Origin of the sequence: Modestobacter altitudinis (assembly GCF_005930475.1) — a bacterium.
In the GTDB taxonomy this organism is placed as follows: Bacteria; Actinomycetota; Actinomycetes; order Mycobacteriales; family Geodermatophilaceae; genus Modestobacter; species Modestobacter altitudinis.
Genome location: NZ_SJEW01000001.1, coordinates 40445 through 52634, shown reverse-complemented (window position 1 = coordinate 52634; position 12190 = coordinate 40445). Strand labels below are relative to the sequence as shown.

Annotated in this window: 11 protein-coding genes; 6 read left to right on the top strand and 5 right to left on the bottom strand. The window is 74.2% G+C overall.

Translation table 11 applies throughout. The features are described from left to right. Positions 1–24: 24 nt before the first annotated feature. On the bottom strand, positions 25–1251 hold the full coding sequence (locus FHL79_RS00255; protein WP_138756640.1) for an ornithine cyclodeaminase, nickel-pincer nucleotide-dependent: 1227 nt from the start codon (positions 1249–1251) through the stop codon (positions 25–27). 123 nt (positions 1252–1374) lie between these two features. Beyond that, a complete protein-coding gene (locus tag FHL79_RS00250; protein WP_138756639.1) occupies positions 1375–2058 on the bottom strand; it encodes a hypothetical protein in 684 nt (227 codons plus the stop codon). A 184-nt stretch (positions 2059–2242) separates the two neighbouring features. Between FHL79_RS00250 and FHL79_RS00245 the strand changes: the two genes are divergently transcribed. The 6 genes from FHL79_RS00245 (at position 2243) to FHL79_RS00220 (ending at position 7818) form a co-directional block, all read left to right on the top strand. Continuing rightward, positions 2243–3025 carry a lysophospholipid acyltransferase family protein gene (locus FHL79_RS00245; RefSeq protein WP_138756638.1) on the top strand — a complete coding sequence of 261 codons (783 nt, stop codon included), beginning with the start codon at positions 2243–2245 and terminating at the stop codon, positions 3023–3025. A gap of 102 nt (positions 3026–3127) precedes the next feature. Then, complete coding sequence (locus FHL79_RS00240) at positions 3128–3643, top strand: hypothetical protein (RefSeq protein WP_138756637.1); 516 nt, start codon at positions 3128–3130, stop codon at positions 3641–3643. Next, positions 3640–4131: a polyadenylate-specific 3'-exoribonuclease AS gene (locus tag FHL79_RS00235; protein ID WP_246080165.1), complete on the top strand. Its 492-nt coding sequence runs from the start codon at positions 3640–3642 to the stop codon at positions 4129–4131. Before FHL79_RS00240 ends, FHL79_RS00235 begins: the two co-directional genes overlap by 4 nt. 160 nt (positions 4132–4291) lie before the next feature. Beyond that, on the top strand, positions 4292–5317 hold the full coding sequence (locus tag FHL79_RS00230) for a 6-phosphofructokinase (RefSeq protein ID WP_138756636.1): 1026 nt from the start codon (positions 4292–4294) through the stop codon (positions 5315–5317). Positions 5318–5431: 114 nt separating this feature from the next. Then, a complete protein-coding gene (locus FHL79_RS00225) occupies positions 5432–6769 on the top strand; it encodes a class II 3-deoxy-7-phosphoheptulonate synthase (RefSeq protein ID WP_138756635.1) in 1338 nt (445 codons plus the stop codon). Next, entirely contained in the window at positions 6769–7818 is a 1050-nt protein-coding gene (locus FHL79_RS00220) for a threonine aldolase family protein (RefSeq protein ID WP_138756634.1), read from the top strand. Before FHL79_RS00225 ends, FHL79_RS00220 begins: the two co-directional genes overlap by 1 nt. Before the next feature lie 106 nt (positions 7819–7924). On the opposite strand, the gene FHL79_RS00215 is transcribed toward FHL79_RS00220, so the two are convergent. Genes FHL79_RS00215 through pknB form a run of 3 tightly spaced genes read right to left on the bottom strand, consistent with a single transcriptional unit; the run spans position 7925 to position 12157 of the window. Next, the gene (locus FHL79_RS00215; RefSeq protein WP_246080163.1) at positions 7925–8965 is read right to left on the bottom strand and encodes a S8 family peptidase; all 1041 of its coding nucleotides are present in this window, start codon (positions 8963–8965) and stop codon (positions 7925–7927) included. Further along, positions 8962–10131, bottom strand: a complete 1170-nt coding sequence (locus FHL79_RS00210) for a deoxyribonuclease IV (RefSeq protein WP_246080161.1) — start codon at positions 10129–10131, stop codon at positions 8962–8964. The genes FHL79_RS00215 and FHL79_RS00210 overlap by 4 nt, the downstream gene beginning before the upstream one ends. 10 nt (positions 10132–10141) lie before the next feature. Next, entirely contained in the window at positions 10142–12157 is a 2016-nt protein-coding gene (gene pknB, locus FHL79_RS00205) for a Stk1 family PASTA domain-containing Ser/Thr kinase (protein ID WP_138756633.1), read from the bottom strand. Positions 12158–12190: the final 33 nt, after the last annotated feature.

Sequence of the window (12190 nt, the reverse complement as noted above, 5' to 3'; positions counted from 1 at the left end):
GGGAACCGCGCCCTGGCACTCCGCTCAGGTGAGCTCGCGGGCGAGCTGCTCGAGGAACAGGCCGATGTCGGTGACGATCCCCATCGCCTGGGCGCTGCCCCGGTCGGCGAGCTTGGTGACCGTGGCCGGGTTGATGTCCACGCAGACCAGCGGGATCGAGGCCGGCAGCAGGTTCCCGGTGGCGATGGAGTGCAGCATCGTGGCGACCATGATCGCGAAGCCGACGTCGGGCAGCTGGGCGCGCATCGCCCGCTGACCGTCGATGACGTCGGTGATCACGTCGGGCAGCGGGCCGTCGTCGCGCACCGAGCCGACCAGCACGAACGGCTTGCCCGCCTGCACCAGCGCGTGCATGACCCCGCCGGTGAGGACGCCGGACCCCACCGCCGCGGCGATCGACCCGGCCGCCCGGATGGTGTTGATCGCCCGGATGTGGTGCTCGTGGCCGTGCGGCACCCCGGAGCCCTTGGCCAGGTCCACGCCGAGCGAGGTGCCGAACAGCGCGGACTCGATGTCGTGGGTGGCCAGTGCGTTCCCGGCGAACAGGACGTCGACGTAGCCGGCCTCCACCAGCCGGACCATCGCCGGCGCCGCACCGGTGTGCACGACCGCCGGGCCGCCGACCCACAGCACCCGCTTCCCCGACGCCTTGACCTCGCGCATGCGCTCGGCGATCTGCCGGACCAGCAGCGCCTGCGGCTTCTCGCTGGACACCGTCGAGGACATGAACCCGAAGTCGTCCTCCTCGCCGCGCGGCGCCTGCGGCGGCAGCTCCACCCGCACCCCGTGGGCACCGCAGACCACCGCGTTCCCGGCGCGCACGTCGCTGACCGGGACGGTGCGGATGACGGGCCCGTCGGAGACCACCAGGCCGCAGTCCATCTCCGGGTGCTCGACCCGCAGCCAGTCCCGGTCCAGCCGGACCAGGGTCTCCAGGTTGGTGGTCGAGTAGAAGTCGTCGGGGAAGACGCCGTCGGCGGGCGCGGGCCGGGTCGTCGCCGTCCCGGGGTCGACCGCGTTCGCGCCGTGCACCTGCACGCGCATCAGGATCCGGTCCAGCAGCTCGGCGTCCGCGGCGCTGACCGCCACCAGCGCCTGCGACTCGTCCCCGTGCTGGCGGCCCAGCTCCAGGCTCTCGATCCGGTAGTCCCCGCCGTACTCCAGGACGTCGTCCAGCACCCGGGCGAGGATGCCGGTGTCCATCAGGTGCCCGGTCAGCGTGACGACGGCGGAGTGGGCCAGGTCGCTCATCCTGCGCAGGTTACGGCCCCGTCCAGAGGCTCGCCCCGAGCCTGCGAGCAGAAGGACCCGCTCCTCCCCACTCCTCGCAAGCTCGCAGCGGGCCCCTGGAGCGGGCCTGAGACGGGTCCTTCCTCAGACGACGGCGCCGTCGTCGCCGTCGCCGTCGTCGGAGCGGTCGCGCATCCGGGACACCAGCACCGCCACCCCACCGGCGACCGCCGCCACGCCCAGCACCAGGCCGACGTCCAGCGACAGCCCCACCTTCCCGGGCGCGACGATCAGGACGACGCCGACGGCGATGAGCAGCAGCGCGTACAGCGCGGCGGGGGCGAGGACCGGCAGCGGCGGGGGCGGCGGCGGTTCGTAGTGCTCCTCGGGTGCGTCCAGGACCGCCGGCTCGGCGGGGGGCGGTGGCGGGTCGTCGCGCGGCTCGTCGGAGACCGCGGTACGGCCGTGCTCGGCCTCGAAGGCGGCCACGATCCGGGCGAACTCCGCGTCGGCGTCGAGGTCGGGGCGCTCCTCCCGGGCCGGTGGAGCGGCGGGCTGCGGCTCGGCGTGCCGGTCGACCAGCGTGCGGGCCTCCACCCGGCGGGCGCGGTCGACGAACAGCCGGTCCGAGGGCGGGCTGGGGAGCGTCACCGTCCGGGTGTACGGCTCGACGTCGGTGGCCGGCTCCAGGTAGGCGGCGATCCCGGCGTCGAGCAGGACGTCGAGCAGGTGCTCCCCGACCCGGGGGTCGACGTCGCGGACCGGCGACCAGAGGGCGGCGTCCAGTCCGTTGTCGCGGCGACCCCGGCCCCGGCGGGGGAGCGTCACGCGGGCACCGCGGCCGTCGCCCACGGCCACGGGGCCGATCGGACGGCCCGGGCCGTCATCGGCGTGGCCTGCGTCATGACGGGTCCTCCGGGGCGTCATCGGGGGGAGTGGGAGGTGCGAGGACGACTGCGATTGTCCAGGTGTCGTACGCCTCTCTAGTCTGACAGTCCCTGAGGGAGGCGCGTTGTTCTACTGGTTCCTCAAGTTCGTGGCCGTCGGTCCGATCGTGAAGCTCGTGTTCCGGCCCCGTGCGGACGGGATCGGTCGCGTGCCGGCGAGGGGTGCGGCGATCATCGCCAGCAACCACCTGTCCGCGGCCGACTGGGTCTTCATGCCGCTGTCGCTGCGGCGCCGGGTCACGTTCCTGGCCAAGGCGGAGTACTTCACCGGCACCGGGCCCAAGGGGGTCGCGCAGCGGGTGTTCTTCGGCGGCAGCGGTCAGGTGCCGATCGACCGCACCAACGCCTCGGCGGCGGAGGACGCGATCCGCACCGGCATCCGGATCCTCACCCAGGGCAAGCTCTTGGGCATCTACCCCGAGGGCACCCGGTCGCCGGACGGCCGGCTGTTCCGCGGCAAGACCGGGATCGCCCGGATGACGCTGGAGACCGGCGCGCCGGTCATCCCGGTGGCGATGGTCTACGAGCCGCGCCGGGTCCCGCTGCCGGGCAAGCTCGGCCGGGTGCTGAGCAAGAACATGGTCCGGGTGGTGGTGCGCTTCGGTGAGCCGCTGGACTTCTCCCGCTACGCCGGGCTGTCGGGTGACCGGTTCGTGGAGCGCTCGATCACCGACGAGGTGATGTACGAGATCATGGAGCTCTCCGGCCAGGAGTACGTCGACGTCTACGGCGCCAAGGTGAAGAAGTCCATGGACACCACCGGGGTGAGCGCCACGGAGGCGATCAGCCGGCTGCAGCCGCCCGCGCACGAGGCCGCGGACCGGCTGCCCGACTCGCTGGCCGGCTGACCACCCACCGCGGCCCGGTGCTCCCGGGCGTCGGACGGTCTCGCCAGATCCCCGGCGCACCGGCATCCTCGCGGGTGTCCAGCTGACGCCGGGGAGTCGTCCGTGGGTGCTGAGTGGCAGGCGTTCCTCCAGGCGCTGACCGTGGTGGCGGTCGTCGTCTCCGCGGTGCTGCTGGCGGTCCTCCAGCGCTGCTCACACCGGTGGCGGGGGGCGAGGCTCAAGGAGGCCGCGGTCGCGGTGGCCCTCGGGGAGCTGCTCGTCCCGCTGCTGGCCGGCCTCGTCGCGCTCATGCCGGGCACGCCCTGGCGGATCGGCTACCTGGTCGCCGGCGGGCTGGCGGTGTGCGGGCTGGTCGCGCACGTGGCCACCTACCTGCGGCACGACGACACGGCGGACGCCTTCGACGACCGGCAGGTCCAGTGGGGGCTGCCGCTCTCGGCGGCGGTCTGCCTGTCGCTCGTCGTGTTCAGCTGCGCCCCGGCGGACTGGTCGGCCTACGTGGTCGCCGGGCTCAGCGTGGCGCTGGTGTTCACCGGCACCGGCCGTGCGTGGTTGCTGCTCGCCCACCTGGACCGGGCTGCCGGCGGCCCGCCGCACCTGCCTACGGTGTCCCGGTGAGTGTGCGGCGCTACTTCTACGACACCGAGTTCATCGAGGACGGCACCACGATCGACCTGGTCTCGATCGGCGTCGTCGACGAGACCGGGCGGGAGTTCTACGCCGTCAGCACCGAGTTCGACCCCGACCGGGCCATCCCGTGGGTGCGCCGCAACGTCCTGGACCAGCTGCCCCCGCCGGCGGACAAGGCGTGGCGCAGCCGGCAGCGGATCCGAGAGGACCTGCTCTCCTTCCTCACCGCGCCGGGGGAGGAGATCGAGCTGTGGGCCTGGTTCGCCGCCTACGACCACGTCGCGCTGGCCCAGCTGTGGGGTCCGATGCCGACGCTGCCGCGGTCGATCCCGCGGTTCACCCGGGAGCTGCGCCAGCGGTGGGAGGACGTCGGCAAACCGGACTTCCCGCCGAAGCCCGCCGGCACGCACGACGCCCTGGTCGACGCCCGCTACAACCTGGCCCGCTGGCAGCTGATGGAGGCCGCCCGCGGCTGACCGGAGGGGCAGGAGTGGCCACTTCTGCCCCCTGATCTCCCGTGCGGACGGTGACCAGCCGGTCAGCTCGCCCGGCAGCTGGTCCGCCCACTGCCGCGCGGGCCGCCGGTGCGGCAACATGTGCCCCCTCACCAGGCACCACGGGCCCTCGGAGGCGCACGTGCGCATCGGCATCCTGACCGGCGGTGGCGACTGCCCCGGCCTCAACGCGGTGATCCGCGCCGTCGTCCGGGCAGGCATCAGCGAGTACGGCGACGAGGTGGTCGGCTTCCGCGACGGCTGGCGCGGCGTCCTCGACGGGGACGTCGTGACGCTGGACGTCGCCGCCACCCGGGGGCTGCTGCCGCGCGGGGGCACGGTGCTCGGCACCTCGCGGACCAACCCCTACGCGGTCGACGGCGGCCCCGAGCGGATCCTGGCCTGCCTGGACCGGCTGGGCATCGACGCGCTCATCCCGGTCGGCGGGGAGGACACCCTCGGCGTGGCCAACCGGCTCGCCGCCGCGGGGGTCCGCTGCGTCGGCGTCCCCAAGACCATCGACAACGACCTGGACGCCACCGACTACACCTTCGGCTTCGACACCGCGGTCGGCGTGGCGTCGGAGGCGATCGACCGGCTGCACACCACGGGGGACAGCCACCACCGGGCCCTGGTCGTGGAGGTGATGGGCCGCCACGCGGGGTGGATCGCCCTGCACGCCGGCATGTCCGGCGGGGCGACGGTCGTGCTGGTCCCCGAGCGGCCCTTCGACGTCGACGCGGTGGTCAAGCACTGCCAGCACCGGTTCGACTCCGGCTTCAGCCCGATCGTCGTCGTCTCCGAGGGCGCCGTCCCCGCCGACGGGCACCTGACGACGGCGACCGGGCAGAAGGACGCCTTCGGCCACGAGCGGCTGGGTGGCATCGGGGAGGCGCTGGCCCGGGTGATCGAGGAGCGCACCGGCCGGGAGTCGCGGGCGGTGGTGCTCGGGCACGTCCAGCGCGGCGGGACGCCGACGCCGTTCGACCGGGTGCTGGCCACCCGCTTCGGGTTGGCCGCGGTCCGGGCCGTGCACGAGGGCGCGTCAGGGGTGATGGTGGCGCTGCGCGGCACCGACATCGTCCAGGTGCCGCTCGCCGAGGCCATCGCCCAGCTCAAGCTGGTGCCGCTGGAGCGCTACGCGGAGGCGGAGGTCTTCTTCGGCTGACGGAGGACCCGGCTGCCCCCCACCACTCGCAGGCTCGCGGCGGGCCCCTGCAGCCGGGCCGGACACCGAGGGTGAGCCCCGGGGCGGGGCCGACCACGCCGTACCCTCGTGGTCGTGAGCATCACCGAACCTGCTGAGCTGGTCCCGGGCCTGGACCGGTGGCGTGAGCTGCACGCCGCCCAGCAGCCGGAGTGGCCCGACCGGGCTGCGCTGGACGCCGTGCTGTCCACCCTGCACACCGTGCCGCCGATCGTCGCGCCGGCCGAGGTCGACACGCTGCGCCGCCAGCTGGCCGACGTGGCGCAGGGCAAGGCGTTCCTGCTGCAGGGCGGTGACTGCGCGGAGACCTTCGACCTCAACACCGAGCCGCACCTGCAGGCGACCACCCGGACGCTGCTGCAGATGGCCGTCGTCCTCACCTACGGCGCCAGCGTGCCGGTGGTGAAGGTCGGCCGGGTCGCCGGGCAGTACGCCAAGCCGCGCAGCTCGAACACCGACGCGCTGGGGCTGCCCTCCTACCGCGGCGACATGGTCAACTCGCTGGACCCGGTGCTCGCCGACCGCATCCCCGACCCGAACCGGCTGGTGCGGGCCTACGCGAACTCCGCCGCTGCGATGAACATGATCCGGGCCTACGCCCGCGGCGGGCTGGCCGACCTGCACGCCGTGCACGACTGGAACAAGGACTTCGTGTCCACCTCGCCGGCCGGCGTGCGCTACGACGTGATCGCCCGGGAGATCGACCGGGCGCTGGCGTTCATGAAGGCGTGCGGCGTCGACGACTCGGCGCTGCGCGGCGTGGAGCTCTACAGCAGCCACGAGGCGCTGATCCTGGACTACGAGCGGGCGCTGCTGCGGGTGCACGAGGGCCGCGCCTACGCGCTGAGCGCGCACTTCGTCTGGGTCGGCGAGCGCACCCGGCAGATGGACGGCGCGCACATCGAGTTCGCCTCCAAGCTGGCCAACCCGATCGGCGTCAAGATCGGCCCGACGACGACGCCGGAGCAGGCGACTGAGCTGGTCGAGCGGCTCGACCCCGACGGCGTCCCCGGCCGGCTCACGCTGATCAGCCGGATGGGCAACGGGAAGATCCGCGACGTCCTGCCCGGCATCGTGGAGAAGGTCACCGCCAGCGGTCACCAGGTCGTGTGGCAGTGCGACCCGATGCACGGCAACACCCACGAGTCCCCGACCGGCTACAAGACCCGGCACTTCGACCGGGTGGTCGACGAGGTGCTCGGCTTCTTCGACGTCCACCGCGGCCTGGGCACCTGGCCCGGCGGCATCCACGTGGAGCTCACCGGCGAGGACGTCACCGAGTGCCTGGGCGGCGCGATGGAGATCAGCGACGCCGACCTCAACAGCCGGTACGAGACCGCCTGCGACCCCCGCCTGAACACCGGTCAGTCCCTCGAACTGGCCTTCCTCGTCACGGAGATGCTGCGCGGCTGATGTACGGGATCAACACGGACGGCCCTGCTGCCAGCAGCAGCGCCGTCGACCTCCGCTCGGACACCCTCACCCGGCCGACCCCCGCGATGCGCCGGGTCATGGCCGAGGCCGAGGTCGGTGACGACGTCTACCGCGAGGACCCGACGGTCAACGCGCTCGAGGAGCGGGTCGCCGAGCTGTTCGGTCACGAGGCCGCGCTGTTCGTCCCGTCCGGGACCATGGGCAACCAGATCGGCCTGCGGCTGGTCTGCGAACCCGGTCAGGAGGTGCTCGGGGACGCCGACGCGCACATCCTCACCTACGAGATGGGTGCCGCGGCCGCGCTGTTCGGGCTCTCCTCCCGCACCGTGGTGTCCGAGGGCGGGCGGCTGTCGGCCGACCAGCTCATCGCCCAGGTGCGCCCGCACGGCGACTGGCACCTGACCGCGACGGCCGCGGTCGCCGTGGAGAACTCGCACAACCGCGGCGGTGGCCTGGTGCAGCCCCTCGCCGAGCTGCAGCGGCTGTTCGACTGGTCCCGCGGGGCCGGGGTGAACGTGCACCTGGACGGTGCGCGGGTGTTCAACGCGCACGTGGCCTCCGGCGTCCCGCTGTCCACGTACGGGCAGCTCGCCGACACCGCGTCGGTCTGCCTGTCCAAGGGGCTGGGCGCACCGATCGGCTCGGTCCTGGTGGCCGGCGCCGACCGGATCGCCGCCGGCCGGCTGTGGCGCAAGCGCCTCGGCGGGGGCATGCGCCAGGTCGGCGTCCTGGCCGCCGCCGGGCTGTACGCGCTGGACCACCACGTCGAGCGGCTGGCCGAGGACCACGTGCACGCCCGGCTGCTGGCCGAGCGGCTCGGTGTCGACCCGGCCACCGTGGAGACCAACATGGTCGTCGTCCAGGGCGTGCCGGCCCCGGCGGTCGCCGAGGCGGCCAAGGCCCAGGGCGTGCTGGTCGGTCAGGTCAGCGCCGACCGGATCCGGCTGGTCACCCACCTCGACGTCGACCGCGCCGGCATCGAGCACGCCGCCAAGGTGGTCACCGAGGTCATCCGGGACCTGTCCTGACCGGCCGCCCACGCGCGCTCTCCCGCGCGAGACCGGGGGGTGCCCGGGACGGCGGAGGGCCGGGCCACCCGCGGGTGACCCGGCCCTCGCCGTCCGTGCGGACTGCTCAGTAGTTGCTGAACAGCAGGTCGTTGTTCGCCGTCCGGTTGGTCGGCACCCGGTCCTTGGTGGTGAGGGCCAGCACCGCGCTGCCCACCGTCGCGGGGGACGCCGTGGCGTGGGTCTGCAGGAACAGCGCGGCCACGCCGGCGACGTGCGGGGTGGCCATCGAGGTCCCGCTGATCGTGCTGGTCGCCGTGGTCGAGGTGTACCAGTCGCTGGTGATGCCCACCCCGGGTGCGAAGAGGTCGACGCAGGGGCCGTAGTTGCTGAACGAGGCCGGTGCGTCGTTCCGGTCGGTGGCGCCGACGGTCAGGGCCCCGGCGACCCGCGCGGGGGAGGCGGTGCACGCATCCTGCGGCACGCCCGCGGCGTTGCCGTTGCCGGCGGCCACCGCGTAGGTCACCCCGTCGGCGATGGACCGCTGCACGGCCTGGTCCAGCGCTGTGCTGGCCCCGCCGCCCAGGCTCATGTTCGCCACCGCCGGTGCTCCCGCGGCGTGGTTGGCGGTCACCCAGTCGATGCCGGCGATGACCCCGGCGTTGCTGCCGCTGCCGGCGCAGTCGAGCACCCGGACCCCGACCAGCCGCACACCCTTGGCCACCCCGTACGTCGCCCCGCCGATCGTGCCGGAGACGTGCGTGCCGTGCCCGTTGCAGTCATCGGCGGCGCCGCCGTCGACCGCGTCGTACCCCGAGACCGCCCGGCCGCCGAAGTCGCTGTGCCGGAACGCGATGCCGGTGTCGATCACGTAGGCGGTGACCCCGGTGCCGGTCGCGGTGGACGTGTAGGCCGCGTTCAGCGGGAGCGCCCGCTGGTCGATGCGGTCCAGCCCCCAGGTGGCCCCGGGCTGGGTACCGGTCTGCTGCACGGGCGCATCGGGCTCGACCGAGGCCACCCCCGGCAGCCTGGCCAGCCGATCGGCGACCCTGGTGGGCACCGTGACGGCGAAGCCGGTGAGCGCAGCGGTGTACACGTGGTCGACCTGCCCGCCCAGCTGGCCGGCGGCCGACCGGGCGACGGCGGCCGCTGCCGAGCCGGGGGTCAACGTGACGATGTACGTGCTCGTCGCGGGCGGGGCGGCGAGGGCGGGGCCGGTCGTGGCACCGACCCCCACGACGGCCAGGGCCCCGACAGCGACGGTGGCCAGGGTGCTTCTGAGGTGCACGGGCTGTTCTCCTCGGTCCGGACGACGGTAGGCAGTCTGTCGTTACGCAGACACGGAGAGTCAACCTGGTTCCGGCACGAGAACGGGCAACGACCCGCCGGGGGGCGCGGCAGCGGGGGGTCGCTGGTCCTGGGCGCGTCGCGAGCCGGGTCAGACCGGCAGCGGGATGCGCGCCCCGGCGCCGTCGCGCAGCGCGCAGAGCAGGGCGATGTCCTTGCGTGGCCGTCGTCCTGGCTGGGCGTCTCGACCACGACCGGCACGCCGGCCAGCGCCGGGTGGGTGAGCAGCTCGGCGAACGGCGCGGTCCCGATCGAGCCGGCACCGATGGTGGTGTGCCGGTCCCGGGTCGAGCCGCAGAGGTCGAGCGAGTCGTTGGCGTGCACGAGGCCGAGGCGGTTCGCACCGACCGCGGTGACCAGGGCGTCCAGCGTGGCGGTCATCCCGCCGGGCACGGAGAAGTCGTGGCCGGCGGCCCAGGCGTGGCAGGTGTCGAAGCACACCCCGACCGCCGGGTGCCCGTCGAGCGCGGCCAGGTAGGGGCCGAGGTCCTCGACCGTGGCGGCCAGCGACCGCCCGCCGCCGGCGGTGGGCTCGACGAGCAGCCGCGGAGCCCCCTCGGGGAGCTCGTCGAGCACGGGCAGCAGCTCCTCGTGCAGCTGCGCCAGCGCGGCGTCGTGGCGGTCCGCGCCGACGGCCGAGCCGGCGTGCACCACGACGCCCTGGACGCCCAGCTGGGTGCCGCGGGTCAGGGTGTGCCGGATGGTCGCGATCGACTGCTCGACGGTCGCCGGGCTCGGCGAGCCGACGTTGACCAGGAACGGCGCGTGGATGAAGGAGGGCACGCCGCGTTCGGCGCAGCCGGCGGTGAAGGCGGCGTCCTGGGCGGGGTCCCCGGCGCTGGCCCGCCAGCCGCGCGGGTTGCCGACGAACACCTGGACGGCGCGGGCACCGACCGCGTCGGTGTAGGCCAGGCCGCCCCTGGCCAGGCCGCCCTTGATCTGGACGTGCGCCCCGACGGGGGGCAGGGCCGTGCTGAGCGACGTCACGGGGAGGGGGTCACCCGAAGCTGATGAGGATGCGGACGGTGCTGCCCTGGTCGACGGTCTCGCCGGCCTTGGGGCTCTGCTGGAAGACCCGGTCACCGGCGATGAAGGACGTCGAGGAGGCCTTCAGCCCGACGTCCTCGAGCGCGGCGGTGGCGTCCTTCTCGGACTTGCCGGTGACGTCGGGCACGGTGACCTGCGGGACGCCGTCGGAGACGGTGATGGTCACCGTGCTGCCGTAGCGCTGCGCCTCGCCGGGGCCCGGGCTCACCGTCATGACCTGGCCCTTCGCGACCTCCGCGCTGCGGCCGGTGTCCCGCTTCACGACGAAGCCGAGCTGCTCGAGGGTGTCCTGCGCGGCGTCGGGGGCCTGGCCCACGACGTTGGGCACCTTGACCGGCGCCCGGCCGGAGGAGACCACCAGGTCGACCGTGGCGCCGGCCTGGAGCTGCGTGCCGGCCGGCGGGTCGAAGCGGATCACGTTGCCCGCGCCGACGTCCTCGCTGGTCTCCTGGGTCTGCTGGAAGGTCAGCTGGGGGAACTCCCGCTGCAGCTGCGCCTGGACGTCGTCGCCCGGCTGGCCGGTGAGCTCGGCGGGGACGGCGAACCGCTCCATGCCCTTGGAGACGACGATCTCCACGTCGGTGCCGCGGATCGCCTCGCCGCCGCCGGCCGGGTCGGCGGAGATGACCTCACCCTCGGGAACCGTCTCGCTGAACTGCGCCTCGCCGAAGGTGGGGTCCAGCCCGGCCTCCTGCAGCATGCCGATCGCGGTGTCCTTGTCCTGGCCGAGCAGGTCCGGGACGTCGGTCCAGCGGCCCGAGCCCAGCCACCAGCCGATCGCGCCGATGGTGATCGCCAGCAGCAGCACGAGGGCGAGCACGAAGCGGGCCCGCCGACGGCGGATGTGCGGCGGCACGCCCGGCCGGGCGGCCGGCGTGCGGGGCGGCAGGCCAGGGCGGGCGCTGCCGACGGCGGTGGTCGGCCCGGCGCCGGTGCCGGGCAGCACGGTGGTGCCGCGGGTCCGGTCCACCCGGCCGCCGAGCACCTCGGTGCGCGGTGCGCCGCCAGGGGCGCTGGGGTGCCGCGGGCGCGGCGTCGTCGGCCGGTTGGTCGGGCGCAGCGTCTGGGTTGGGTTGTCCGCCGGCCGGCCGGTGGGCACCGGCACCCGGGCCAGGCCCAGGTCGGCGCGCAGGTCGGTGAGCTCGGCGAGGAAGGCCCCGGCGTCCAGCGGCCGGGCAGCGGGGTCCCGCCGGGTGGTGCGGGCGACCAGCTCGTCGACCTGCCACGGCACGCCGGGCGCCTCGGACGAGGGGGCCGGCACGTCGTGGTGCACGTGCTGGTAGGCGACGGCCAGCGCGCTGTCCCCGGCGTAGGGCGGGTGGCCGGTGAGCAGCTCGTAGAACATGATCCCGGCCGCGTAGACGTCGCTGCGGGCGTCGCTGCGGCCGCGCTCGAGCTGCTCCGGGGACAGGTAGGCGACCGTGCCGATCAGCACCCCGCCGGTGTGGCTGGTCTGCCCGGTGCCGGCCACCGCGCGGGCCAGCCCGAAGTCGGCGACCTTGACCTGGCCGTCGGTGGAGATCAGCACGTTCTCGGGCTTCACGTCGCGGTGCGCGATGCCGGCCCGGTGGGCGGCGGTCAGGCCGGCGAGCACCGGCTCCAGGACGGCGAACGCCTCCCCGACGGTGAGCCGGCCGCGGGCCTGCAGCAGGTCGCGCAGCGTGCGGCCGCGGACCAGCTCCATCACCAGGTAAACCAGCCCCTGGTCGGAGCCCTGGTCGCTGACCGACACCACGTTGACGTGGCTGAGCATCGCGGTGGCCCGGGCCTCGCGGGTGAACCGGTCGACGAACGCCGGGTCGTGGGCCAGGTGCTCGGCCATGACCTTGACCGCGACCGTGCGGTCGAGCCGCAGGTCGGTGGCGGCGTAGACGGTCGACATCCCGCCGCGCGCCAGCCGCTCCTCGAGGCGGTAGCGCCCCTCGAGGAGGAGGCCGACCACGGGGTCGGTCACGACGGTGTCCACGGGGGCGAGTCTAGGAGCGCAGAGCAGTCGTCG